Source organism: Streptomyces sp. WAC 06738, assembly GCF_003945505.1.
Taxonomy (GTDB): Bacteria; Actinomycetota; Actinomycetes; order Streptomycetales; family Streptomycetaceae; genus Streptomyces.
Genome location: NZ_CP029618.1, coordinates 3,135,908 through 3,161,085, shown reverse-complemented (window position 1 = coordinate 3,161,085; position 25,178 = coordinate 3,135,908). Strand labels below are relative to the sequence as shown.

Annotated in this window: 23 protein-coding genes and 1 pseudogene; 19 read left to right on the top strand and 5 right to left on the bottom strand. The window is 74.2% G+C overall.

Features of this window, described 5'->3' with window-relative positions:
* Positions 1-16: 16 nt before the first annotated feature.
* Complete coding sequence (gene mihF / locus DMB38_RS13455; RefSeq protein WP_047016286.1) at positions 17-346, bottom strand: integration host factor, actinobacterial type; 330 nt, start codon at positions 344-346, stop codon at positions 17-19.
* A gap of 225 nt (positions 347-571) precedes the next feature.
* Between mihF and DMB38_RS13450 the strand changes: the two genes are divergently transcribed.
* The 11 genes and pseudogenes from DMB38_RS13450 (at position 572) to DMB38_RS13400 (ending at position 8,457) form a co-directional block, all read left to right on the top strand.
* On the top strand, positions 572-1,045 hold the full coding sequence (locus tag DMB38_RS13450; protein ID WP_125939006.1) for an Rrf2 family transcriptional regulator: 474 nt from the start codon (positions 572-574) through the stop codon (positions 1,043-1,045).
* A 51-nt stretch (positions 1,046-1,096) separates the two neighbouring features.
* Positions 1,097-1,455, top strand: a pseudogene (locus DMB38_RS13445) (MFS transporter); the annotation flags it as partial.
* A 133-nt stretch (positions 1,456-1,588) separates the two neighbouring features.
* Positions 1,589-2,032 carry a RidA family protein gene (locus DMB38_RS13440; RefSeq protein ID WP_125935392.1) on the top strand — a complete coding sequence of 148 codons (444 nt, stop codon included), beginning with the start codon at positions 1,589-1,591 and terminating at the stop codon, positions 2,030-2,032.
* Between the two features lie 101 nt (positions 2,033-2,133).
* Positions 2,134-3,498, top strand: a complete 1,365-nt coding sequence (locus tag DMB38_RS13435) for a radical SAM protein (protein ID WP_047016282.1) — start codon at positions 2,134-2,136, stop codon at positions 3,496-3,498.
* A 135-nt stretch (positions 3,499-3,633) separates the two neighbouring features.
* Entirely contained in the window at positions 3,634-4,281 is a 648-nt protein-coding gene (locus DMB38_RS13430; RefSeq protein WP_047016281.1) for a class I SAM-dependent methyltransferase, read from the top strand.
* Positions 4,282-4,329: 48 nt separating this feature from the next.
* Positions 4,330-4,740 carry a MerR family transcriptional regulator gene (locus DMB38_RS13425; RefSeq protein ID WP_125935391.1) on the top strand — a complete coding sequence of 137 codons (411 nt, stop codon included), beginning with the start codon at positions 4,330-4,332 and terminating at the stop codon, positions 4,738-4,740.
* 13 nt (positions 4,741-4,753) lie between these two features.
* The gene (locus tag DMB38_RS13420) at positions 4,754-5,113 is read left to right on the top strand and encodes a thioredoxin domain-containing protein (RefSeq protein ID WP_125935390.1); all 360 of its coding nucleotides are present in this window, start codon (positions 4,754-4,756) and stop codon (positions 5,111-5,113) included.
* Between the two features lie 108 nt (positions 5,114-5,221).
* On the top strand, positions 5,222-5,812 hold the full coding sequence (locus DMB38_RS13415) for a hypothetical protein (RefSeq protein WP_125935389.1): 591 nt from the start codon (positions 5,222-5,224) through the stop codon (positions 5,810-5,812).
* A 117-nt stretch (positions 5,813-5,929) separates the two neighbouring features.
* Entirely contained in the window at positions 5,930-6,337 is a 408-nt protein-coding gene (locus tag DMB38_RS13410; RefSeq protein WP_047016277.1) for a RidA family protein, read from the top strand.
* A gap of 163 nt (positions 6,338-6,500) precedes the next feature.
* The gene (locus DMB38_RS13405; protein ID WP_240662185.1) at positions 6,501-6,947 is read left to right on the top strand and encodes an Rrf2 family transcriptional regulator; all 447 of its coding nucleotides are present in this window, start codon (positions 6,501-6,503) and stop codon (positions 6,945-6,947) included.
* 100 nt (positions 6,948-7,047) lie between these two features.
* Positions 7,048-8,457: an MFS transporter gene (locus DMB38_RS13400; protein ID WP_125935387.1), complete on the top strand. Its 1,410-nt coding sequence runs from the start codon at positions 7,048-7,050 to the stop codon at positions 8,455-8,457.
* Between the two features lie 43 nt (positions 8,458-8,500).
* On the opposite strand, the gene DMB38_RS13395 is transcribed toward DMB38_RS13400, so the two are convergent.
* From DMB38_RS13395 to DMB38_RS13385, 3 genes are all read right to left on the bottom strand, one after another.
* The gene (locus DMB38_RS13395; RefSeq protein ID WP_240662183.1) at positions 8,501-9,109 is read right to left on the bottom strand and encodes a TetR family transcriptional regulator; all 609 of its coding nucleotides are present in this window, start codon (positions 9,107-9,109) and stop codon (positions 8,501-8,503) included.
* A gap of 183 nt (positions 9,110-9,292) precedes the next feature.
* A complete protein-coding gene (locus DMB38_RS13390; protein ID WP_125935385.1) occupies positions 9,293-10,822 on the bottom strand; it encodes an MFS transporter in 1,530 nt (509 codons plus the stop codon).
* Between the two features lie 114 nt (positions 10,823-10,936).
* Positions 10,937-11,686, bottom strand: coding sequence for a TetR/AcrR family transcriptional regulator (locus DMB38_RS13385; RefSeq protein WP_125935384.1), 750 nt, complete (start codon positions 11,684-11,686; stop codon positions 10,937-10,939).
* Positions 11,687-11,829: 143 nt separating this feature from the next.
* On the opposite strand from DMB38_RS13385, the gene DMB38_RS13380 reads away from it, so the two are divergent.
* The 8 genes from DMB38_RS13380 (at position 11,830) to DMB38_RS13345 (ending at position 24,591) form a co-directional block, all read left to right on the top strand.
* On the top strand, positions 11,830-15,405 hold the full coding sequence (locus DMB38_RS13380) for an MFS transporter (protein WP_240662180.1): 3,576 nt from the start codon (positions 11,830-11,832) through the stop codon (positions 15,403-15,405).
* 79 nt (positions 15,406-15,484) lie between these two features.
* Positions 15,485-17,206, top strand: coding sequence for an ABC transporter ATP-binding protein (locus DMB38_RS13375; protein ID WP_125935383.1), 1,722 nt, complete (start codon positions 15,485-15,487; stop codon positions 17,204-17,206).
* Between the two features lie 168 nt (positions 17,207-17,374).
* Positions 17,375-18,748, top strand: coding sequence for a helix-turn-helix transcriptional regulator (locus tag DMB38_RS13370; protein WP_125935382.1), 1,374 nt, complete (start codon positions 17,375-17,377; stop codon positions 18,746-18,748).
* Between the two features lie 45 nt (positions 18,749-18,793).
* The gene (locus tag DMB38_RS13365; protein WP_125935381.1) at positions 18,794-19,600 is read left to right on the top strand and encodes a toll/interleukin-1 receptor domain-containing protein; all 807 of its coding nucleotides are present in this window, start codon (positions 18,794-18,796) and stop codon (positions 19,598-19,600) included.
* The gene (locus DMB38_RS13360) at positions 19,597-21,609 is read left to right on the top strand and encodes an ABC transporter substrate-binding protein (protein WP_125935380.1); all 2,013 of its coding nucleotides are present in this window, start codon (positions 19,597-19,599) and stop codon (positions 21,607-21,609) included. Before DMB38_RS13365 ends, DMB38_RS13360 begins: the two co-directional genes overlap by 4 nt.
* Positions 21,606-22,682 carry a hypothetical protein gene (locus tag DMB38_RS13355; protein WP_125935379.1) on the top strand — a complete coding sequence of 359 codons (1,077 nt, stop codon included), beginning with the start codon at positions 21,606-21,608 and terminating at the stop codon, positions 22,680-22,682. The genes DMB38_RS13360 and DMB38_RS13355 overlap by 4 nt, the downstream gene beginning before the upstream one ends.
* 14 nt (positions 22,683-22,696) lie before the next feature.
* Positions 22,697-23,086: a hypothetical protein gene (locus DMB38_RS13350; RefSeq protein WP_240662178.1), complete on the top strand. Its 390-nt coding sequence runs from the start codon at positions 22,697-22,699 to the stop codon at positions 23,084-23,086.
* 2 nt (positions 23,087-23,088) lie between these two features.
* The gene (locus tag DMB38_RS13345) at positions 23,089-24,591 is read left to right on the top strand and encodes a DnaJ C-terminal domain-containing protein (protein WP_125935378.1); all 1,503 of its coding nucleotides are present in this window, start codon (positions 23,089-23,091) and stop codon (positions 24,589-24,591) included.
* Between the two features lie 18 nt (positions 24,592-24,609).
* On the opposite strand, the gene DMB38_RS13340 is transcribed toward DMB38_RS13345, so the two are convergent.
* Positions 24,610-25,152, bottom strand: a complete 543-nt coding sequence (locus DMB38_RS13340) for a DUF1707 domain-containing protein (protein ID WP_125935377.1) — start codon at positions 25,150-25,152, stop codon at positions 24,610-24,612.
* Between the last annotated feature and the right edge of the window lie 26 nt (positions 25,153-25,178).

Sequence of the window (25,178 nt, the reverse complement as noted above, 5' to 3'; positions counted from 1 at the left end):
CACCCCCCGGCGGGGGTCAGCTCCGTACCGCCGCGCCGATCAGCTCCCGCTGCACCGGCGCCAGACTGCGGAGCCTGCGGGTGTCCGAGAGGCCCAGCTTCGTCATCAGCTTCGCAGTCTGCGCGGGGCCCACCCCCGGCAGCGCCAGCAGGAAGTCCTTCGCCAGCATGTCCCCGGCCAGGGCGTCCCGCGCCGCGCGCTCCAGCGCCTGGACGCAGTCGACCTCCCCGTTCTTGATCGCCCGGACCAGCGCGGTCCGGGCTCGCTGGGCCTCCAGTGCCTGGTCCAAGGCGCGCGCACACTCCACCGGACTGCGCTGTCCCGGGATCTTCTTCATCGGCCCCATCCGCCCTACTCCCCTCTAGCTGCTGCGACTTGAGGAGAACAGTAGCCGGAGTATCCGGATTTGATCCGCCATTTGAGTGTGTGCCGCTAAAGTCAGTTGTGCAGAAAAGTAACCGACTTGGGCGCTTAGTCGCGATGTCGGACGGTCTGCTGGGCGTATCCACGGCTCCGCAGTTCTCCTGCTTGCGTTGGTAATTCTGGAGGTTTAATATCCAGAATCATGAGGATGAGCGAGGGCGTCGAGTGGGCGCTGCACAGTTGCCTGAACCTGGCGTGGGCCGGCCCCGACCGCCCGGTCACGGCAGCCCGCCTCGCGGCGTACCACGAGCTCCCCGCCCCGTATCTCAACAAGCAGCTCCAGGCCCTCGTCCGGGCCGGCATCGTCGTCTCCACCTCCGGACCGCGCGGCGGCTTCCGGCTCGCCCGGCCGCTGGCGCGGATCACGCTGATGGACGTCGTCGCCGCGGTCGAGGGCCCCGACGAGGCGTTCCGCTGCGCGGAGATCCGGCAGCAGGGGCCCGGCGGCGGGGCGCCCGCGAGTTACCGGCTGCCGTGCGCCTTCGCGCACGCGATGGCGCGCGCCGAGCTGGCGTGGCGCCGGGAGCTGGCCGGGCAGACGCTGGAGGACGTACGGGAGCAGGCGGAGGCGCAGGCGCCCGCCGCGCCCGAGCGGCTGCGGCGCTGGCTCGCGAACGGCTGACGGACCTTTCCGATACGGACCGGCCGGTGCCGGAGCAGGGAGCGATTCTGGATGTCGAATATCCAGGATATCCCATCACGGCCGGGGCCCCCGCGGAGCCGCCGGCGCCCGCGCGCTCCGCCGTTCGTGGCCGGCTCGCGGTCGCGGCGGTCACGCTCGGGATCTTCACCGTGATGACCGCCGAGCTGCTGCCCTTCGGCCTGCTCACCCCCGTCGGCCGCGACCTGCCGGAGCGCGAGGTGCCGCGGGCGACCGCCGTCATCTTCGGCGGCGTCTCGGCCGCCTCCGTGCTCGGCGTCCCGGCCGGCACGCTCACCGGCGAACTCGGCGGCTGGCGCGTCGCCTTCGCCGTCCTCGGCGCGCTCGCGCCGGCGGCGGGGGCGGTCCTCACCCTCGCGGCGGTAGTCCTGTGCACCCGTACGACACGCATACCGCCCGCCGCCGCCCGTACCGCCGCGCCCGCCGAGACGCCGTGAGCCCACCCGGCGCCACCCCGAACACCCCCGCCCCCGTTCCGGATTCACCCGAAAGGACACACCGGCCATGACCCGCACGCTCCAAAACCCCCCACAGCTCCACGACCCGACCGGATACGGCTACAGCCACGTCGCCACCGCCCCCGGCCGGCCGGTCTTCATCGCCGGCCAGTACGCCTCCGATAAGACCGGAGCCGTCGTCTCCGCCGACTTCGCCACTCAGGTCGAGCGGTCCTTCGCCAACCTCCGCACCGCGCTGGCGGCCGCCGGGCTCGGCGTCGAGGACGTGGTGCGCCTCGGCACGTACGTCGTCGGCCACGACCGCGAGCGGCTGGAGACCGTCCTCGCCGCGCTGCACCGGGTGTGGGGCGGCTCGCCGCCCGCGCAGACGCTCGTCGGAGTGGCGTCGCTGGCGCTGCCGGAGATGCTCTTCGAGGTCGACGCGGTGGCCGTACGAGCCGTGCCGGCTGCGGGGACCGGCGCCCCCGTCCCGGCCTCCGGTCCCCGCTGACGCGGCACGTCCGCTCCCCCGGCGCCCGGGACGGGAGGCCGTCCGTGTTCAATGGAGGGTGCGGCGTCGCTCCGCCACGGACGCCGGGAAGGAGCACGCACATGCCCACCGCAGCCAGCGGCAGCCGGACCGACCTCGTCGAGGGCCTGATGGCCCGCTTCCCGCACGTGCCCAGAGAGGCCGTGATCAAGGAAGACCTGCTGCGCGGGGGGATGGCCTTCGACGACTCCGCGCTCAGCGGCGCGGGCGAGGACGGCTCCGGCGAGGTGAAGCCGAAGTCGTACTTCATCTTCTCCTTCGACCACGGCACGCTCCCCGAGCTGGGCGCCGCCGCGCTCAACCGCCCGCCGGAGGAGGTCGTCCTCACCGGCGGCCCGTACGACCTGCGCCGCACGGTCGTCTCCGTACGGGTCAACCCCTCGTCCCCGTACCGCGTGAAGCCCGGCGACGACGGGGCCCTCGGGCTCTACCTCGACGGCGTGCGCATCGCCGACGTCGGGCTGCCGCCGATGCCGGACTACTACCGGCACAAGCTCGCCAACGGGAAGTCCGTCATGGAGGTCGCGCCCACCATCCAGTGGGGCTACCTGATCTACCTCACGGTCTTCCGCGTCTGCCAGTACTTCGGCGCCAAGGAGGAGTGCCAGTACTGCGACATCAACCACAACTGGCGCCAGCACAAGGCCGCGGGCCGCCCGTACACAGGCGTGAAGCCGGTGGAGGAGGTGCTGGAGGCGCTGGAGATCATCGACCGGTACGACACCGCGAAGACCTCCACCGCGTACACCCTCACCGGCGGCGCCGTCACCTCCCACATCGGCGGCAAGGACGAGGCCGACTTCTACGGCCAGTACGCCAAGGCCATCGAGGAGCGCTTCCCCGGCCGCTGGATCGGCAAGGTCGTCGCCCAGGCCCTGCCCAAGGCCGACGTGCAGCGCTTCCGCGACTACGGCGCGCAGATCTACCACCCCAACTTCGAGGTGTGGGACCGGCGGCTCTTCGAGCTGTACTGCCCCGGCAAGGAGCGCTACGTCGGCCGCGACGAGTGGCACCGCCGCATCCTCGACTCCGCGGAGGTCTTCGGCCCCTCGAACGTCATCCCCAACTTCGTCGCGGGCGTGGAGATGGCCGAGCCGTTCGGCTTCACGACGGTCGACGAGGCCATCGCGTCCACGCGCGAGGGGCTGGACTTCTTCATGTCGCACGGCGTCGTGCCGCGGTTCACCACCTGGTGCCCGGAGCCGACGACGCCGCTGGGCAAGGCCAACCCCGAGGGCGCGCCGCTGGAGTACCACATCCGGCTGCTGGAGACGTACCAGGACGCGCTGGACACCCACGGTCTCTCGTCCCCTCCGGGGTACGGGCCGCCGGGGGCGGGGCGCGCGGTGTTCTCGGTCAGCTCCTTCATGGACTCGATGCCGCTGCCGGACGACGCCTCGGAGGCCGCGGTTCCGGCACGGACGTGACGGTGCGGACGTGACGGTGCGGACGTGACGCCGCCGAGGTGACTCCGCGCCGACGTGACGGTGCCGACGACCGCGCGGGCGCGAGGCGCGAGGGCGCCGGCGTGACCGCGCGCTCGTGGTGGGATGCTGTGCCCCATGGCGCGCGCGGGAGACCACGACAGGACCCGGACCAGCTACGACACCGTGGCGGAGACCTATCTCGGCACCGTCGGCGGTGAGCTGGCGCACAAGCCGCTGGACCGGGCGCTGCTCGCGGCGGTCCTGGAGCAGGCAGGGGACGGCGCCCCGGTCGCCGACCTGGGCTGCGGCCCCGGGCACGTCACGGGGTGGCTGGCGGCGCACGGGGCGCGGGCCGTCGGGATCGACCTGTCGCCCGGCATGGTCGCGCTCGCCCGGCGCGAGCACCCGGCGGCGGAGTTCCGCGAGGGCGACCTGCTGCGGCTGCCCGCGGCGGACGGCGAGTTCGGCGCGGCGGTCGCGCTGTACTCGGTCATCCACCTCGCACCGGAGGAGCTGGCGCCCGCGTTCGCGGAGGCCCGCCGGGTGCTGCGGCCCGGCGGGCGGCTGCTGGTCTCGTTCCACGTCGGCACCGAGGTGCGGCACCTGGACGACTGGTGGGGGCACCCGGTCGACGTGGACTTCCGCTTCCTGGAGCCGGCGGCGGTGGCCGCCCTGCTCGGGGCCGCCGGCTTCGAGGTCGAGGCCACGCTGGAGCGCGCCCACTACCCCCAGGAGCCCGAGACGACGCGCGCCTACGTCCTGGCCCGCCGGCCGGAAGCGTAGGGTCCCGCGCTTGTCCTGACGTCGGCGTCAACGTCTAACGTCGGCCGTATGCGCATCGGGGAACTCGCCGAGAGAGCCGGGGTCAGCACGCGGACCCTGCGCTACTACGAGTCGCGCGGGCTGCTGCCCGCCGCCGACCGCGGCGCCAACGGCCACCGCGTGTACGGCGACGACGCGCTGCGGCTCGTCGCGCAGATCCGCACGCTGCAGGACTTCGGCTTCGAGCTGGAGGACACGCGCCCGTTCGTGGAGTGCCTGCGCGCCGGCCATCCGGCGGGCGACTCGTGCCCCGACGCGCGCGCGATGTACCGCAGGAAGATCGCCGAGCTGGACGGGCTGATGGCCGAACTGCGGGCGGCGCGCGACCACCTGACCGCGCAGTTGGCGCGCGCCGAGGCGCTGCCGGCGCCGTGCGGCGCGGCCGGGACCGACGGAGACGTGCCGCTGTGCGGCGGCTGACGGGAGAGGACGCATGACGACCACACCGGGGACGACACCGCAGACGACCACCCAGGGCGTTCCGTACGTCACGGACGAGACCTTCGCCGAGGAGGTGCTGCGCGCGGACGTGCCGGTGCTGGTGCAGTTCACCGCCGAGTGGTGCCCGTCGTGCAAGCAGCTCACCCCGGTCATCGGCGCGCTCGCCGCCGAACTGGGCGACCGGGTCAGGGCCGTACGCCTCGACGTCGACCACAATCCGCGGACGACCGTCGCGCACGGCGTCCTCGCGGTGCCGACGCTGCTCGTCTTCCGGGGCGGCGAGCCCGTACGGTCCGTGGTCGGCGCCCGCTCCAGGGCCCGCCTCCTGCGGGACCTCGACGGCGTGATCTGACCCGGGGGGCCGCAGGGGAGGCACGGCGGTGGGCGGGGCATCCGCCGGGCGGGGGCGTCGCCGGTGCGCCTCCGGGACCGTACACGTACACGGGGCAAAACTCCGCGTATGTCTGTATACGTTCCCCATGGCGCGTACCGGCTACGGCGCGCCCTCCTGCTCCTCTTCGCGCCCCTCCTCACCGCCGCCGCCCTGCTCGCGGGCCCGGCCGCGGATCCCGCCGCCGCCTGCCCGTCCGGGGCCTGCGGCTCCGTCATCACCGCCCCGCTCGCACCGCCCGCCCCGGCCGCCGAGCCCTGCCCCAGCCCCGATCCCGTCGTGTGCCGGATCCGGGTGCTGCCGTGGGACGAGAAGGCCGAGGCCCAGCAGACCCGGATGCGCTACCACGGGCTGCTGGAGGACATGCGCCGCACAGAGGCCCGGATGCGGGCGGACGGCGCGTCCGACGAGGAGGTCGCCAGGAAGCTGGTCGACATGCGCAACCAGGCCAAGGAGATCACCCGCGCCGGGATGTCGCCGGAAGAGGTGCGCGTCCTGGAGGAGCGCAACCAGGCCAAGTACGGCAACCCCCTCGGCCCGACGGCCGACCAGCTCTACGCCAAGTACGGCTCCTGGCCGGAGGTCATCGCCGCCTCCACCCGCACCAGCACGGCCGTCGACGAGGCGCTGAGTCTGCACTACCACCCCTGCCCCGTGTAACGCCCGGGACTGCCGGGGCTCTCGGGGTTCTCGGGGCCGTAGAGAAATGCGTGGCGCGCGGGGCCCGGTCCTTGCGAGGGTCGTAGGTGCCCGATCCCCGCGCAGAAGGAGTTGCCCGTGCCCCGTGCCGTCACGCTCATCCGCTCCGACTCCCTGTCGGACGTCGCCGAGTACGCCTACGCCGCCACGGCGCCCGCCGAGGCCCGGCTGATCTTCCTCGCGGGCGCCTGCCCGCTGAACGCGGACGGCTCCACCGCCGCGGTCGGGGACTTCGCCGGGCAGGCGGCCAAGTCCGTCGAGAACCTGCGCACCGCGCTCGCGGACGCGGGCGCCGCGCTGCCGGACGTGATCAGCACCCGCGTCCTCGTCGCCTCCACCCGCCAGGAGGATCTGGTGAAGGCGTGGGGGGTGGTACGGGACGCCTTCGGCGAACACGACGTGCCCAGCACGCTGATGGGCGTCACCGTCCTCGGCTACCACGACCAGCTCGTGGAGATCGAGGCCGTCGCCGCAGTGGTGGACTAGGCCGTTTCCGCGGCGGCGGACCGCCGTCCTCCGACCGCGAGACTGGTCAGAAACGTGATCGAGAAGAAACGGCCTAGCGCCGCGGTGTTGACTCGCCGGCCGAACTGACACTAGCTTGGTTGCGGTTCGGTCGGCGGTGCGCGCCGGCCAGGAAGGGGGCGTGGTGGGGGTCAGCAGCCGGAGCGCGGTCGCGATTCACGCGCTGACGATGCTGGCACGCTGGGACGGTCGCACGCTGACCTCCGGCGAGATCGCCGACAGCCTGTCGAGCAACCCGGTCCTGGTGCGGCGGATCCTCGGCAGTCTGCGGGGCGCCGACCTGGTCTGGTCGACCGAGGGGCGCAACGGCGGTTGGTCGCTCGCCCGCCCCGCGCGCGAGATCTCGCTCTACGACGCGTACGCCGCCGTCGAGGCCGGCCCCGTGCTGTCGCGGCATCCGCATCCGCCGAGTGAGGCGTGCGCGGTGGGGCGCAATATGCAGCGGCTGCTCGATGTCGAGTTCCGGAGTGCGGAGCGGGCCATGGAGGAGCGTCTCGGCCGGACGACCATCGCCCAGTTGGCCCAGCGGGTGGTGGACATCGAGCGCGAGGCCGCGCGACAGGAGCACTGACCGATCGAACGGCGGAGGTCCGGCCTCCGCCTTTCTTCGGCCCAAAATGTAACCATCATGGTGGCGGTTCGAGCTGCCCCAAGCCCTAAGGACGTGCCGAATGACCCCCACGGCGACCACGGCCGAACACACCGACCGAGGGCTCCCCCTGCTGGCGGTGCTGATGTCGGCGATCCTCGTCACGGTCACCGCCAGCGACATGGTCAACCTGATGCTCCCCACCATCGGCGCCGACTTCGGGGCCTCCGAGGCCGAACTCGCCTGGGTGGTCACCGGGTTCCTGCTGATGTTCTCGGTCGGGATCCCCCTCTACGGCCGCGTGTCCGACCGGGTCGGCCTGCGGCGGCTCTTCGCGTTCGCGCTGCTGACCTACGCCGTCGGCAGCCTGATCTGTGCGGTCGCCCCGAGCCTGCTCGTGCTCGTGACCGGAAGGATCGTGACGGGCGTCGGCGCGGCCGCGATCCCGGTCCTCTCGATCATCGCCGTGACCAGGCTGCTCCCCGCCGAGCGGCACGGCGTCGGGATCGGCGTCGTCTCCGCGGGCGCCGGCGTCGGCACCGCCGCGGGGCCCGCGGTGGGCGGCGGGGTCGGCGAATGGCTCGGCTGGCCCGCGCTGTTCTGGATCATGCTGGTGCTCTCGCTGCTGCTGCTCCCCGCCGTGCTGCGGGTGCTCCCTGACGAGTCACCGGCCGGCGCGGGACCGCTCGACCTGCCTGGCGGCGCCCTGCTCGGCCTCGGCGCGGGGCTCGTCCTGTTCGGCATGACCCGGGCCCAGGTGGCCGGCTTCGGCTCGGCGCTGTCCTGGGGCAGCCTCGTCGTCGCCCTCGTGGCCCTCGCGCTCTTCGGGTGGCGCACCGTCCGCGTCGCCCAACCGTTCGTGCCGCCCGCGCTGTTCGGCAACCGCGGCTACCGGACGGGCCTGCTCGTCGCGTTCCTGGCCATGACCGTCAACCTCGGCGGGCTGGTGTTCGTCCCGCTGCTGCTCGTCGAGGTGAACGGCCTCACCCCCGGCCAGGGCGCGCTCGTCATGATCCCGGCCGGGGTCGTCGTCGCACTGCTCTCGCCGTCGATCGGCCGCCTCGCGAGCCGCGCCACCCCGCGGCCCCCGGTGCTCGCCGGGCTCGCGCTGATCGGTCTTTCGGCGCTGTGGCTCTCGACGTTCACCGGCGGCTCGTCCGTGATCCCCGCCGGAGTCGGGATCCTCGGACTGAGCATCGGCTTCATGCTCGTGATGACCACCATCATCGGCGCTGCGGCGGCCGAACTGCCGGCCGAACAGGCCGGCGTGGGCCTGGGCATCCTGCAGGGCGCCCAGTTCCTCGGCGCCGGCACCGGACCCGCCGTGTTCGGCGTGCTGGCGTCCGCCCGGCAGGAGGGCGGCGGCGACGCCGTCAACCCCTTCTACCCGGGCGACGAAGGCGCCGCCTACTCCGACGTCTTCCTGTCCATGGCCGCGGTCGTCGTCCTCACCCTGCTCGTCGCGACACGGCTGCGCCCCCGGGCCGCCTAGTGTTATTGATCACGAGCGTTAACAACGCTCGTGATCAATACACCTAGCCCTTCCCGCCCCTTGGTCCTCCCGGCCTCTGGTCCTCGCCGGTCCGCAGGCTGTGCGCGAGCACGGCACGGATCCGGCGGACGTCCGGGCGGGCGTCGGTGAGCAGGATGTCCGCGCACAGCCCGTCGGTCGCGGCCACGAGCGCGTCGACCGCCCGCGGGTCGGTGGAGTGCCGCTCGCCGATCTGCGCCACCGCCTCCCGCCACCGCCGCGCGACCGGCCGCAGGGCGGGGCGGCGGGCGGCCATCGTGGACAACTCGCGCTCGGCGAGCGCGCGGCGGCGGCCCTCGCCGCCCGCGGAGGCGACGAGGGCGGCGAGTCCTTCGAGGTCGTCGGTGTCGCTCTCGATGATCTCGTGCAGCCGGCGGGTGTACTCGTCGGCGACCGTGGACAGCGCCGCCACCAGCAGGTCGTCGAGGGTGGCGAAGTAGTACGCGGTGAGGCTGGTGGTGACCTCCGCCTCGCGGGCCACGGTGCGGTGCGTGACGCCGCCGGCGCCGTCGCGCTGGACGACGCGGAGCGTGGCCTCGATGATCTCCGCCCGGCGGCGCGCGCCGCGGGCGCGGCGGCCGTCGGTGACGGGCTCGGCCTTGCGGCGCGTCACGCCGTGCTCCACGATGCGGGCCTCCCGTCGGGGTGGTGGGTGGGACCAGGGTAGTCGGGGGCGGGGCGGCCGGCGGGCCCGTACGGGCCGGAGGAGGGGCCCGTACGATGCGGATCGCGGAGCCGTACGAGGCAGGAGGCCCCGGCGCTCCGGGCCGCGCACCCCCCCAACCGGCCACCGCGCTCAGCCGCCTTCCTCCTCCCCCCGGGTCGGCCCCACTCCCCGCAGCGCCACCGCCGCCACCACCGCGAGCGCCGCCACCGCGACCCCCATGATCCCCGTGGCCACGTTCAGCCCCGAGACGAACGCCTCCTCCGACCGCCGCAGCACCTGCGCCGGCAACTCCGCCCCCGCGGCGGCCGGGAGGCTGTCGCCCGCCGCCTCGCGCGCGCCGTCCGGCAGTCCGGCCGGGATCCACCCCTCCATCCGGGCGCGGTACACCACCGTCGTGACGCTCCCCAGCACCGCGACCCCCACCGCGAGCCCCAGTTCCTGCACCGTCTCCGACAGCGCGGACGCGGAGCCCGCCTTCGCCGGCGGCGCCGAGCCGACGACCAGGTCCGTACCGAGCGCGGCGAGGGCGCCGAGCCCGAGATAGACGAGCGCGAAGCCGGTGACGACCGGGGCCGCGCCGTCCGCGCGGTCGACGGTGGCGAGCAGCCCGTACCCGATCGTGGACGCGCCGAGCGTCGCCCCGACGACGTACCCCGGACGGACCTTCCGCGCCAGCAGCGGCGCCCCGATCGCGGCGACGAACATCATCAGCGCCGGCGGGCCCATCCACACCCCCGCGGCCAGCGGCGTCATGCCCTCGACCAACTGCAGGTGCTGCGTGACCAGATACATCACCCCGCCGACACCGACGAGCCCGACCAGCAGCAGCCCGAGCGCCACCCCGAAGGTCCGCTCGGCGAAGAGCCGCAGGTCCAGCAGCGGCGCGGCGAGCGTGCGCTGCCGCCGTACGAACCACACCCCCGCGGCCGCCCCGGCGGCCAGCGCCGGCACCGTGATCCCGCCCAGGCCGCCGGTCCCCTCGGCGGCGACGTGCTTGACCGCGTAGACCACGGGCAGGATCGCGGCGAGTGACAACGCGACGCTGGGGAGGTCGAAGGGCCCGTCCTGGCGCGCCCGGTACTCGGGCAGCAGGAACGGCGCCGCGACCAGCACCACCGCGATCATCGGCACGGCGACGAGGAACGCCGAGCCCCACCAGAAGCGCTCCAGCAGCGCCCCGCCGACGAGCGGCCCGGCGGCCATGCCCAGCGCGAACATCGTCGCCCAGATGCCGATGGCCAGCGCGCGCTGGCGGGCGTCCGCGAACATGTTGCTGATCAGCGCGAGCGTCGACGGCATCAGCGTCGCCCCGGCGACCCCGAGCGCCGCGCGGGCGGCGATGAGCGCCTGGGCGCTGGGCGCGTACGCGGCGGCGACCGACGCGGCGGCGAAGGCGGCGGCGCCGACGAGCAGCAGCCGGCGGCGGCCGAAGCGGTCGCCCAGCGTGCCCATGGTGACGAGGAATCCGGCGATCAGGAAGCCGTACGCGTCCATGATCCACAGGGATTGGGTGCCGCTGGGGCGCAGCTCGGCGGCGAGCGCGGGGAGTGCGAGGTAGAGGACGGTGACGTCCAGGCCGAGCAGCACGGTCGGCACGGCGAGCACGGCGAGCCCCGCCCACTCCCGGGGACCTGCGCGGCGGGTGACGGACGTGGTCATACGGGGTCCCCTCGACGGTGTGGACGACTGGCTCCTTTCTTGAACGATAGTTCTAGTTGTTGTTGTGTTCAAATTGTTGGGCGGGCGTCGGTGAGGGAGTGGGGTGGGGCGGACTCAGACGGCCCGGCCGGCCTCGGCGAGGAGTCCGTCGACGATGATCCGCACCACCTGCGGATACAGGTCGACGGCCGAGCGCTCCGGCCACAGGTCGCCGATGGCCGCCAACTGCGGCTGGCGGGACGGGTCGAGGCGGCGCAGACCGAACGCCAGGTCGGCGGAGCCGACGTCGGCGCGGCGGCGGTCGGAGCGGGCGCGGACGAGGACTTCGCCGACGGTGTAGTACCAGATGCTCCGGAAGACGTCGACGGCCTGCTCCTGCGTGGCCCCGGCGGCCACCGCGCCGGCGACGATCGTCTCCACGATCCACAGGGCGGAGTCGCCGAGCCGCCCGATGAAGCCGTCCGCGGTCAGCGCCTCCGCCGCCCAGGGCCAGTTGGTGAGCGCGTCGTGCATGGTCGTGGCGGCGACGACGATGCGCTCGCGCGGGTCGTCGGGCAGCTCGGGGCGCGCGAGCTGGTCGAGGTGCTGGTTGACCAGCTCGACCACGAGGTCGTCCTTGTTGTGCACGTGGTGGTAGAGCGTCGTCGTCCCGACGCCGATCTCGGCGGCCAGGCGGCGGACGGTCAGCGTCTCCCAGCCGTCCTGGTCGATGACCCGGCGGGCCGCCGCGAGGATCTCGGCGCGCGACGTCGAGCGCGGCCGGCCGGTGCGGCCGGTGCGGTCCGTGCGGTCGGTGCGGGCCGGGCGGTCCGTGCGGTCGGCGGGTGTCGCGGCGGGCTGTCGGCGGTCTCGTTGTCCGGGCACCGTCCCATCATGCTGCCCCGGGGGTTGCCGGGGAAATCGACGCTGGTCAGGTGGCGTCCCCGGGGTGCTGTCCGAGGGGTGGTGTACTTTAGGAACGTGTTCCGGAACATGTTCCGGAAGTCGGGTGGACCACGGGAGGGATCATGACGGGGGAGCGGGCCGGGACGGCGGACCGGGGAGCGGCGCCGGGCCGGGAGGGGCCGGCGGAGGGCTCCGGGGGCGCGGGGCGGGCGGGGCTCGCGCTGGCCACGGCGGCGGTGGCGCAGTTCCTGGTCTCGCTGGACCTGTCGGTGGTGAACGTCGGGCTCCCGGAGATCGGCGCCGCCCTCGGCTTCGGCGAGGTGGGCCTCACGTGGGTCATCCACGCGTACGCGCTCACGTTCGGCGGGCTGCTCCTGCTGGGCGGCAAGGCCGCCGACCGCTACGGGCAGAAGCGGATGCTGCTCGTCGGCCTCGGCCTGTTCGGCGCCGCCTCGCTCCTCGGCGGCTTCGCCACCGAGCCCGGGCACCTGGTCGCGGCGCGGGCGGCGCAGGGCGTCGGCGCCGCGGCCCTCGCCCCGGCGGGGCTGGCGCTGCTGACGGCGACGTTCCCGGGAGGGCGGGCGCGGGTCCGGGCGTTCGGCATCTGGAGCGCGATGAACGCCGCGGGCGGCGCGCTGGGGGTGCTGATCGGGGGAGTGCTCACGGAGTACGCGGGCTGGCGCTGGGTGATGTTCGTGAACGTGCCGATGGCGCTGGTCGCGCTGGCGATGACCTGGCGCGGCGTCGCGACCGACGGGCCACGGGGGCTCGTCGTCGGCGGCGGCGGCGGGGGCGGGGGCGTGGAGCGGGGCCGGGAGCGGGGCCGTCCGGACGTGCTCGGGGGAGTGCTGGCGACGGGCGGCATGTCGCTGCTGGTGTTCGGCATCGTCCGTACGGACCGGCACGCCTGGACCTCCGCCGTCACGGTCACGACGCTCGCCGTCGCCCTCGCGCTGCTGACGGCGTTCGTCGTGGTCGAACGGACCACCGGCCGGGACCCGCTGGTCCGCCTCGGCCTGCTCGCGAACCGCGCGGTGCTCGGCGCGATCACGTACACGCTGGTGATCGGCGCCGCGATGGCCTCGTCGTTCTACTTCATGTCGCTCTACCTCCAGCGGGTCCTGGGCAACGGCCCGGCCGAGACCGGCCTGCAGTTCCTGCCGTTCGCCCTCGGGGTGGTCGCCGGCTCGGTGCTCGCGGTGAAGCTCGGCTACCGGTACGCGCCGAGGCTCCTGCTCGCCGGCGGCGGGCTCCTGACGGCGGCCGGCTTCGCCTGGTTCGGGCTCATGGACGCGGACGGGACGTACGCGGTGGACGTGCTCGGGCCCTCGATCCTGGCCAGCGTCGGCTTCGGCCTCGTCCTCGGCCCGCTGGTCAGTGTCGCCACCGGCGGCGTGGCGGCCCACGAGGCGGGCATGGCGTCCGGCCTGCTCAACAGCGCCCGCCAACTGGGCGCCGCCCTGGGCCTGGCGGCCCTCGGCACCGCGGCCCACCACCGGACGGGGGAGTCCCCGGGCGCGGCGGACCTCAACGACGGATACGCACTGGGCCTGACGCTCTGCGCGGCGCTGCTGGTGGTGGCGGTCCTGATCGCCACGACGGTGCTACCGCGCCGCGCGGAGGAGGACCCGCCGCGGCCGGATGCCGCCGACGGGACGCGGCCGGAGGCCGACGCGGTACGCGCAGAAGCCGCCCCGGTGCCGCCGGATGCCGAGGCGCCGTCCGCGGACGCCGGCGCGGTGCCGGCGCCCCCGCACGCGGCCGGCACGCAGGCTGACCCGGCGCGGACTCCGCCCACATCGCCGCACGCGGACGCCCACCCCGCCGCGGAACGCCCCGGGCCCGCGCCGCCCGCGCCCTCCCGTACCGTCACCGGGCTGCTCCGCCCGCACCTCCGCGGGTTCGCCGCCGTCGTCCTCCTCCAGGTCGTCGGGGCCCTCGCGGGACTCGTGCCGCTGCTCGCCGTCGTCGAGCTGGGCCGCACGCTGCTGGCCCCCGGCCCCGTCGAGCGCGACCGGGTCTGGGCCGTCGTCGCGGTGGGCGCCGCGGGGCTGGCTGTGCGGCTGCTCTTCACGGCGGCGTCGTCCGGCGTCGGGCATCTCCTCGACGGCCGGGTGCAGTTGGCGTTCCGGCGCCGGCTGGCCGCCCGCCTGGGCCGCGTGCCCCTCGGCTGGTTCTCCCGCCGCCGTACCGGCGAACTCGCCAAGGTGGTGGGGGAGGACGTGGCGGCGATGCACCCGCTCATCGCCCACGCGCCCAGCGAGCTGATCTCCGCCTTCGTCGTACCGGCCGCGTCGCTGGCCTACCTCTTCACCGTCGACTGGCGGCTCACCCTCATCACGCTCATCCCGGTGGCCGTCGCGCTCGCGCACGTGCCGCTCTTCATGGCCCCCGCGCGGGTGCGCGACCAGGAGGAGTTCGACGCGGCCATGGGCCGGATCTCCAGCGCCTCCGTCGAGTTCGCGCAGGGGATCGCCGAGGTGAAGGCGTTCGGCGGCGGCGAGCGCGCGCACCGTGCGTTCCGTACCGCCGCCGACGACTTCGCCGACACCTTTAAGCGGATGGTCCACGGCCTCTCCCCGATCGGCGCGGGCATGCAGGTGGCGCTGTCGCCGCCGTTCGTGCTGCTCGTCGTGCTCGTCGGCGGCACCTCCATGATCACGGCCGGGGCGCTCGCCCCCGCCGACCTGCTGCCCTTCCTGCTCCTCGGCCTCGGCCTCACCGCGCCCGTCGCCGCCCTCGGCCACGGCTTCGACGACCTGCAAGGCGCCCGCCGCGCCGTGGGCCGCATCAGGGACGTGCTCGACGTCGATCCGCTGCCGCAGCCCGCGCGCCCGCGCACGCCGCGGGGCCACCGCGTCGAGCTGCGCGGCGTCCGGTTCGGCTACGACGCGGAGCGCGAGGTGCTCCGGGGGATCGACCTGGTCCTCGAACCGGGCACCGTCACCGCGGTCGTCGGCCCGTCGGGCAGCGGGAAGTCGACCCTGGTCCAGTTGCTGCCGCGGTTCTTCGACCCCGACCGGGGCGCGGCCCTCCTCGGCGGCGTCGACCTGCGCGACATGGCGGGCCCCGACCTCTGCCGCGCGGTCTCGTTCGTCTTCCAGGACGTCCGCCTGCTGCGCGCCTCCGTCGCCGACAACATCGCCCTCGCCGTACCCGAGGCCGGCAGGGAGGACGTCATCCGCGCCGCCCGCCGGGCGCACATCCACGACCGGATCCTCGAACTGCCCCGCGACTACCACACGGTGATCGGCGAGGAGGCCGAGCTGTCCGGCGGCGAGGCCCAGCGCCTCTCCCTCGCCCGCGCCCTGCTCGCCGCGGCCCCCGTGCTCGTCCTCGACGAGGCGACCTCCTTCGCCGATCCGCAGACCGAGCTGGCGGTGCGCCGCACCCTCGCGGCACCGGCCGGCGGCGACCGCACGACGCTGATCATCGCCCACCGCCTGGAGACCGTCGCCGAAGCCGACACCGTCGTGATGCTGGCGGACGGGGTCATCGCCGAACAGGGCAGTCCGGCGGAACTCCTGGCCCGCGGCGGCAGGTTCGCCGACTTCTGGCACGCGCACCGGTCCGCGACGGCACACGACTCCGGGCGGCCCCCCGCCGCGGCAACGGAAGCAACGGGCCCGGGAACGAGCCGGCCGCCGGCGACGCACCACCCGCCTCACCCGCCACCGCCCCCCGGCCGCACCTCGTGACCCCCGCCCCCGACCCCGTACCCGGCCCCGCCCGCACGGCGAAAGCCCCCGGCAGTGCGCTGCAAGGAGACGAGCCCCGATGATCCGCACCCTCCTGCGGGTGCTGGGACACCAGCACGCCCGCCCCCTGCGCCGCACCGTCGCTCTCATGCTGGCGACGGCGGTCGTCGAGGGACTCTCCTACGCGCTGCTCGTCCCCGTCCTGCGCGCTCTGTTCGGCAGTTCGCCCGAGGACGCCTGGCCCTGGCTCATCGCCTTCGCCGCCGTCTTCGCGCTCTACGGCGCGCTGCGGTTCACCAGCGACCTCGCCGGCTTCCGCGTCGGCGTCGAGCTGCTGCGCGGGCTCTACCACCGGCTCGGCGACCACCTCGCCCGGCTGCCCGTCGGCTGGTACGGCGCGGGCCGCGTCGGCGAGCTCTCCGCCCTCGCGGGACAGGGCGTGCTCCAGGCCATGAGCGTCATCGCGCACCTGCTGGCCCCGTCCCTCTCCGCCGCCGTGACCCCGCTGACGATCGTCGCCGTCATGCTCGTCTTCAACTGGCAGTTGGGGCTGGCCGCGCTGGCCGCCGTCCCGGTGGTCGCCGCCGTGCAGGTCTGGACGAGCCGGTCGATGGCCGCCGCCGACGAGGAGCGCGCCGCACGCGACCACGAGGCCGCCGGCCGCGTCGTCGAGTACCTCCAGGCCCAGCCCGTGCTGCGCGCCGGCGGCCGGTCCGCCGAGCGGTTCCGGTTGCTGGACGACTCCCTGCACGACGTGCAGCGCGCCTCCCGGCGCACCACGCTGTCCGTCCTGCCGGGCGCGCTGGGCCTCACGCTCACCGTGCAGGCGCTCTTCACCACGCTCCTCGCCCTCGGCGCCTACCTCGCCCTCGAAGGCGACATCGGTGCGGCCGAGGTGCTGGCGACCCTCGTCCTCGCCGCCCGCTGCGCCGACCCGCTGCTCTCCCTGTCGGACGTGGCGGGCAAGTTCCGCGCCGCCCGCACCGTGGTGACGAAGCTCGACACGGTGCTGCGCACGGAACCCCTCCCCGAAGCCGCCGACCCGGTCGAGCCGGCGGGCCACCGGCTGGAGTTCGACGCGGTGACCTTCCGCCACGGCGACCGCACCGTCCTCGACGGCGTCTCCCTCACGGTCGCCGAAGGCGAACGCCTCGCGGTCGTCGGCCCGTCCGGCGCCGGCAAGAGCACCCTGCTGCACCTGCTCACCCGCTTCCACGACGTCGACGCGGGCGCCGTCCGCGTCGGCGGCCAGGACGTCCGGGCGATCAGCACCGAGACCCTGATGTCCAAGATCGCCATCGTCTTCCAGCACGTCTACCTCTTCGCCGGCACCATCGAGGACAACGTCCGCCTCGGCCGCCCCGACGCCACCGGCGCCGAGGTCCGCGCCGCCGCCACCGCCGCCCGGCTCGACGAGGTGATCGACCGCCTCCCCGGCGGCTGGGCCACCGACGTCGGCGAAGGAGGCACCGCACTCTCCGGCGGCGAACGGCAACGGGTGGCGATAGCCCGCGCGCTGCTGAAGGACGCCCCGATCGTCCTGCTGGACGAAGTCACCTCCGCCCTGGACCCGGTGAACGAGGCGGCCGTCCACCAGGGCATCGAACGCCTCATGGCCGGCCGCACGGTCGTCATTGTGGCCCACCGCATGCGCACGGTCCGCCGCGCGGACCGCATCGTCTTCCTCGACGCGGGCCGCATCACCGAAGAGGGCACCCACGACGCCCTCCTGTCCCGCAACGGCCCCTACACCGCCTTCCACCACGCCACCCACACCCCAGCCCCCACCACCGCCCCCTGACGATTGGCGCAGGCGCAGTCTCGACAGCCGAGGAGGCCCGTTCGTTCACTCTCCGTATGGGAAACGGGAAACAGCCACATTCGCCTTGTTCCACCCGAGTCCGCTGCCGCACGCTGACTGGTGCCGGCGACCGAAGGCCGCGACAGCGGCCCGGTCGGGGGAGGCCGGATGCCTGAGCCCACGTACGGGTTCGGGCCCGAACTCCGCAGGCGGCGCCTGGCGGCGGGGCTCACGCTCGATCGTCTCGCCGCGCTGGTGCACTACAGCAAGAGCCATCTGAGCAAGGTCGAGACCGGGCAGAAGAGCCCCACGCCGGAGCTCGCCCGATGGTGCGACACCGCGCTCGGCGCGGGCGGCACGCTCGCCGCCCTCGTACCCGAGCGTGCCGCGCCCGCCCGGCGTTCTCCTGCGAGCCATGACGGTGAGGTGTGGACGTTGCGCATGCACAAAGACGGTACGAGCCGGTTCGAGTCGACGGCGGCCCGGCACACCGCCGCGGCCGGCACCGGCCCCGGCACCGCCCCGGTCTTCGCGCTCGACACCGGTGGCAGCGCACGTTCCGACACAGGTCGCGACGCCGGCGACGGTCTCGCACTCGGCGCAGGTGGCCTGCGCGCGGCCGCCAACGCCGGGGGGACGACGCTGATCGAGGCGTCCCGCGCGGTGTTCGCCCAGTTCCGCCGCCTCGGCCAGACGGCCGACCCCGCGCTGCTGCTGCCCGCGCTGATCGCCCAGACGCACACCACGGAGCAACTCGCCCTGCGCTCCGGCCCGCGCACCCGGCGCGAACTGCTGGTGCTGGCCGCCAGGTTCGCCGAGTACACCGGCTGGATGGCCCAGGAATCCGGCAACGACGAGGCCGCCCTGTGGTGGACCGACCGGGCCGTGGAGCTGGCGGAGGCCGGCGACGACCGCACCCTGGCGGCGTACGGCCTGGTCCGGCGCGCTCTCGTCAGCCTGCTCCGCGGCGACGTGGCGTACGCCGTCGGCCTCGCCGGGCACGCCCGCGACGGCGACGCCCCACCCCGTATCCGCGGCCTCGCCGCCCAGCACGAAGCCCAGGGACACGCGCTCGACGGCAACTACAGCGCGTCCATGCACAGCCTCGACCGGGCCCGCGAACTCCTCGCCCTCGACCGGCCGGACCCCGGGGAGCCGGTCATCGGCGCTTCCCACGTCCCCGACGTGGTGTCGCTCTACACCGGCTGGTGTCTGTACCACCTCGGCCGCCCCCAGCGCGCCGCCGACTACCTCGCCCGGGAGACGGACCGCATGCCACCCCACGCGTTACGCAGCCGCACCCGCTCCGGCGTCCGCCTCGCCCTCGCGCACGCCGCGTCCGGCCAGGTCGAGCACGCCTGCGACCTCCTGCGCCCCCTCCTCGGCCACACCGCCCTCGTCCACTCCGCCACCATCGGCGCCGACCTGCGCCGCACGGCCCGCATCCTCGGCCGCCACCCGCGCAACGCCGCCGTACGGGACCTGAGCCCCGACCTCACCGCGGCCCTCACCGCCACCGCGCCACGCACCACCGCCCGCTGACCGACCGCCCCGCACCACCACAACCGCACGAAAGGATGCTCCGCCATGCCCGAAATCTTCATCAACTACCGCACCAGCGACGGCAAGGACGCTGCCTACGCGCTCTACCACGAGCTCACCCGCCGCTTCGGCGACCGCATGGTCTTCCTCGCCGCTCAGTCCATCCCCGCGGGCGAGAACTACAACGACGCGCTCACCAAGGGCGTGCGCCGCTGCAGCGTCCTGCTCGCGCTGATCGGCCACGGCTGGACCGACACCGTCCACCCCGCCCGGCCGGGCACCAGGGCGCTCGACCACGAGGACGACTGGGTGCGCCGCGAGATCGAGGAGGCATTCGCGCACGGCGTCGCCGTGATGCCCGTCCTCATCGGCCGCAACACCGAACAGCTCGACCCCCGGCGGCTGCCCGAGAGCATCGTGGCGCTGGCGGACTGCCAGTACATGCGCTTCACGTTACGGACGGCCCGCCACGACCTCGCGGTCATCGGCGACCAACTCGCCAAGCAGGTACCCGAACTCGCCGCCGTCGACCGCGGCCCGGACCCGGCCGCCGCGGCGGAGCCGCCCGCCGAACCCGGGCCCGGTGCCGACGACACGGCCACAGGGATGCACAACACCGGCCAGAGCGGCGGCATCGGCAACATCAGCGGCCGCATCGGCACCGTCGTCGGTGAGGCGAACGCTCCCTTCCACACCGGCTCCGGCGATCTGGTGAGCGGCGACCGTATCGACGGCGACCAGATCAACGGCCCCCAGGTCACCGGCGACGGCAACATCGTCGGCGGCAGCGACCACGGCGGCATCGACCAGAACTTCGGCCCCGCGCGCCGACGCCGGGAGAACGACCGATGAGGGACTTCGGCACGTTCGTCGGCGAGGCCCGGGGGCCGGTCCACACCGGACCCGGGGATCAGTACGTCTACATCGCCGCGATGGCCGAGGCGTCTCAGCGCCTCGGCAACCGGGGCAAGGACCCGCGGGCCGTCGCCAAGGAGCAACTCGCCTTCGTCCACCGGCGTTTCGTCCCGCCCCGCCACCTGGGCGAGGCCCGTCGTCTGCTGTGCGAGCACCGCACCGCCGTCCTCTGCGGGCCTTCGGGTTCCGGCCGGCACACCGCCGCGCAGATGCTGCTGTACGAAACGGCCGCCGGCACGGGCATCCACGAGGTCGACCCGGAGGACGGCGAGGACGGCCGGGCGAAGCTCGACCGGCGGGCCGTGGGCGACGGTGACCGCCTGCTGCTCGACCTGTCCGGCTGCGGGGCGGCCCGCTTCACCGGGCTTCAGGGAGAGCTGTCCGACTTCCGGTCCGTCCTGGAGGAGCGCGATGCCCGCCTGGTCGTCGTGCTCTCTCCGCACCTGCGTGACTCCCTCCCGGCGGAGCTGCACCGGCTGATGGTGCACGTGGACCGTCCCCCGGCGGACCAGGTACTCATGCGCTACCTCCGTCGGGAGCAACTCACCCCACCCCTGGCCGCACTCGCGGTGCCCGACCTGGACGGCTTTCTGGCCGACGCCCCGATGCGCGACGTGGCGCGGCTCGCCGAGGGCATCCGCCGTGCCCGGGACGCAGCGCCCGAGGGGTCGTTCGGCGAGTGGTGGCCGGGCCCGCTGGCGCAGCTCCGGGAGGACGATCCGGGGGGTGCCCAGTGGGTCGACCAGCTCACCGATGGACGGCAGCGGGCGCTTGCACTGACCGTCGCGATGCTCCAGGGCGCCACGCCGGAGACCGTCCACGCCGCCGTGACGGCTCTGCTGGACGAGGCCGGCCATCCCGAGGACGAACGGCCCCGGCTGGATCGGACCGATCTCCACACCGAGCTGAGCAAGCTCGGTTGCCCCACCGGACCGGACGGCCGGGTGCGCTACGCGAGGCCCCGCCGCGCCCGGACCGTGCTCACGCACTTCTGGTCCTACTTCCCCGGCCTGCGGCCCGAGTTCCATGCCTGGGTCGCCCGGTGCGTACGGGACCTGAGGCTGGACCGCGAGGAACGGGATCGATTCATCGAGCACTTCGCCGAGCAGGCGCTCCGCACCGGCCACCCTGAAGAACTGCGCTCGCTGGCCCGCAAGTGGACGGACCGCGGCGGACACAGGCTCATGCCCGACGCCGCCAAGGTGCTGGCCGCCGGGGTGAACCACGACGTGCACGGCCGCACCGTACGGCAGCAGATCCTCGACGACGCACGGCAACGCGGCGATCAGTCCCGGGCGTACCGGCTGGCCCTGACCGTGGTCTGCGCCCAAGTGATGGCCGTGAACCACCCCGACCAGGCCCTCGTACGGCTGCACCACCTGGCCCGGGAGGAAGACGGCGACCGCCGCCCCGCGCTCGACTCCCTGCTGAGCCTCGCGACGAGCGACCGCCGCCTCTACGCGCTGCTCCTCTCCCGGCTCACCACCTCCGGCCTCGGTCCGACCGGCTTCCGCTGGCCGGGCGATACCCGCGTCTTCCTCGCCCTCGCCGAGGCCGTCGCCGGGCGACCGGACCTGTGCACCGGGCCAGCCGCCACCGCGCGGCTGACCGAGTGCTTGGCCGCCGTGTTCGCGCACCGGCCGCACGAGGAGTGGGCGCCTCACGTCCCCGCCTGGCTGACCGCCGCCCAGGCCGCCCGTGCCCCCGCCCACCGCGACGCGCTCCTCGCGACGCTCGCCGCCGCCGCGGCCCCGTACCCCGCGGCGGCAGGCCGCACCTACGTCCTCTCGCAGCAGTGGGTCAGGGCCTGCGGCTCCGACCGCGCGCAGCGCCGTGACGTGGCGGAGCGCTACCGCCGCCGCCTCGACACCGCCCAGGGCCTCGGCCGCACGCACCCGGAACCCGGACACCCCGATTCCGACACCCCTCCGGAGGCCCCTCGATGAGTTCCGGCCATCGCACCCTGACGGTCTTCGTCACCGTCATCTGCCTGCTCGTGCTCACCATCGCGGGCCTCGCCGCCGACTGGCCGCGCTGGTTCTGGCCCGCCCTCGGCGCCGTCGCGCTGACCGGCACCGTCGCCGCCGCCCGCGCGGGCGCGTACCGCGGCGGCCGGATCCCGCCGGAGACCACCCTGGAGCCCGACCTCCCGATCCCGCCCCCGCCGCGCCAGGAGCACCGGGTCACGAACGTCCCTCTGCCCAGCGCCATGCCCGACTACGACTTCCTCTTCTCCGCCACCGTGCGCTGGATCCCCGAGGACTGCGAGAGCCCGCACTTCGACCCCTGCGGCCTTGCCGTGCACGCCGTCCTGCTGCGCGCCCGGGAGTTCGCCGCCCGGCAGTCGCCGCGGTCGCCCGCGATGGCGCAGCACCAGCTCAACGGCGTGCTGAGCGTCATGGAGCCGGACGCCTCCGGCCGGGTGCTGGCCATGGCGAAGGACGTGGGCCTGGCGCTGTCGGACTCCGACCGGGAGCGGCTGCGTAAGCTGTCGAACGTACGGAAGGACGAGGACGTCTGGGAGCACGAGCGCAACTACGAGCGGAACAAGCGCATGTACCTCTCCGACGACGTGCTCAAGGACCCCGGCAGCGCCGTCGTCTGGTGGCTCGCGCGCAACGACGAGCAGGTGGAGGGCACGGTGGAGCGCATCGGGCTCCTCGCCCGGCTCTCCGCCGCGGCGAACAACAGCGAGGTAGCCCCGCCCTTCCGCGACCTGCTGTACGCACCGGAACCGGAGCCCGAGCCGGAGTACGAGCCTGAGTACGAGCCGGAGCCGGAGGGGGGCGTGCCGCCGGAGGAGTACGTCGCCGAGCAGTTGATGAGCTGGCTCGGGTTCGACAGCGACGACCCCGAGATGGTGCACTTGGCGGCGCGAATGGCCGAGGACGTACGGGCGACGGGCCGGAAGGACGAGGCCGAGAAGTTCCTCCGCTTCTTCGGCTTTCCCGAGGATCCGCCGCCGTACGCGGACGGCCAACCTCCCGGCGAGGATGGCCCGTTCGCGGACGCGGGCTGAATAGACTCGGGCCCATGGCGGACAGGGGTGGGGAGAGCGCCGGTGCGGTGCTGGTGACCGTGGTCGGTGGGGCGGACGTCGACGACGAGGAACTGGACTCGCTCACCGGGCAGTTGCGGCAGGCGTTGCTGGAGCTGGAGGTCGGCGACGTACGGGCCGGGCGGGCCGGTGGCGCGGTGCCCGCGGGGGCGAAGTCCGGGGAGGGCCTCGCCCTCGGGGTGCTTGCGGTGACGGTGGCGCCGGTCGTGCTGCGGTCCGTCGTGCGGCTGGTGGAGGCGTGGTTGCAGAACCGGCCCGTCCGGTCCGTACGGCTGGAGCTGGACGGCCGCAGTCTCGAACTCGGCGATGCCACCGACGCCGAGAAGCAGCGCCTCATCGAGGCGTTCCTCGACGCCCGGGAGTAGCCGTGGCCGGTCCCGGCTCCGGCCGCCGTGACGCGCTGCTCATCGCCACCGACACGTACGATGACAGCGCCTTCAGCCCGCTCCGTTCGCCCGGTCAGGACTGCGCCGGCCTCGCCCGGGCGCTGGCCGACCCGGCGATCGGGGGCTTCCGGACCGAGCAGGTGAAGGACGCGCCCGCGCACCGGGTGATGCGTGCCGTCGAGCGCTTCTTCCGCGACCGCAGCCGCGACGACCTCCTGCTTCTCCATCTCTCCTGCCACGGCATCAAAGACGACGACGGACACCTCCACTTCGCCGCCCGCGACACCGACCGCGACCTGCCCGCCTCGACCGCCATGCCCGCCGCGTTCCTGCGCAGCCAGTTGGAGCGCTGCCGGGCGCGCACGGTCGTCGTGCTGCTCGACTGCTGCTACAGCGGCGCGTTCCTCACCGGTGCCAAGGGCGACGACCAGGTGCATCTACGGGAGGAACTCGCCGGCTCCGGACGGGTGGTGCTCACCGCGACCAGCCGCACCGAGTACGCCTGGGAGGGCGAACGCCTGGAGACCGCCTCCCCGCAGCCGTCCCGCTTCACCGGGGCGCTCATCGAGGGTCTCGCCACGGGCGCGGCGGACCTCGACGGCGACGGCCGGATCACGGTGACGGAGCTGTACGACTACGTCTACGAGTCGCTGCACCGCGCCGGCGTACGGCAGCGGCCCCGGATGTGGGCGGACGTGGAGTACCAGGTGGTCGTCGCCCGGGTGCCGCGGGCGGAGGCTGCGGACGACGGGCCAGGGCCGGCGGCTGGCGACGGCATGATCAACTACCGCGACATGATGGACGCCTTCTTCGGGGCGGCGGGCGCTCCGCCGAGGCCGGGCCGCGTCCGCCGGGGCACCGACGCGGTGCTCCCGCTCGCCATGGACCTGGAGGACATGGCCCGGGGCACGGTCGAGGAGTTCGAGATCGACACCGCGGTACTCTGCCCAACCTGCTCCGGCAGCCTCACGGAGCCGGGGACCATGAGGGACTTCTGCACGCCGTGCCGCGGCCTGGGCCGGCTGGGAGGCGCGGAGTGCAGCCGATGCGGTGGCCTGGGCAGCTTGCTGCCGCACCCGTGCCCCACGTGCGACGGCGACGGCCGGGTACGCACCCGCCGCACGCTCCACGTCAGGATCCCGGCGGGCATCGCCCACGGCATGCGCATCAAGCGCGAGGGCGAGGGCGAGATCGGCCCGGGCGGCGGCCTCGCGGCGGACCTCTACGTCGAGGTGGCCCAGCGGGCGCACCCCCGTTTCACCCGCGACGGCGACGACCTCCACGTCCGCGTCTCGCTGCCCCAGGAGCAGGTGGCCGGGGGCACCACCGCCCTCGTACCGACCCTGATCGACGGTGAGAAGCACGTCCGCATCCCGGCCGCCATCCGCGACGGCCAGGCACTCCGCCTGCGCGGGCTGGGCATGCCCCGCGTCGGGGAAGACATCCGCGGCGATCTCCTCGTCCACGTCGACCTCGACGGCTGACGCCCGGCCCGCGGCCGGTCAGCGGCGCGCGTGCCGTACCGTCAGCCGGCCGAAGCCCATGACCCCGGAGATCCGGATCGTCGGCCCGCCGGCCGCGGGCCTGCGCGGGGGCTTGTAGACGGAGTCCTTCATGCCGGTCTGCACGCCGTCGAGGTCGACCACGGCGTCGTGCGGAACGGTGATCGAGGCCCTGCCGGTGCCGACGTTGAGCACGATGTCGACCACCGGGTGCTCGATGACCGCCCGCGACAGGTCCAGCCGTACCCGTCCCAGCGCCGACTCCACCTTCAGCGTCCGCGGCACCCGCCACGCGCCGCTCCGCTTCACCCGCCCGGTCGCGGCCCCGATCGCGACCGACGCGCCCGGGTCCTCCGCGGGCAACGACGCCAGGGCCTCGGCCAGTTCGCCGCGGGTGGTGGCGGTGAGCACGCGGTCGAGGCGCGCGTCCATGTCCTCGCGGGTCAGCCGCCCTTCGGCGTACGCGTCCCGCAACCGCCGGGCGCCGTCGTCCCGTTCGCCGTCGCCGACCAGCGTCGATGCGTCGTCCGGAGGGGAGGTCACGCGCTCACTCTAGCGCCGCCCGCGTA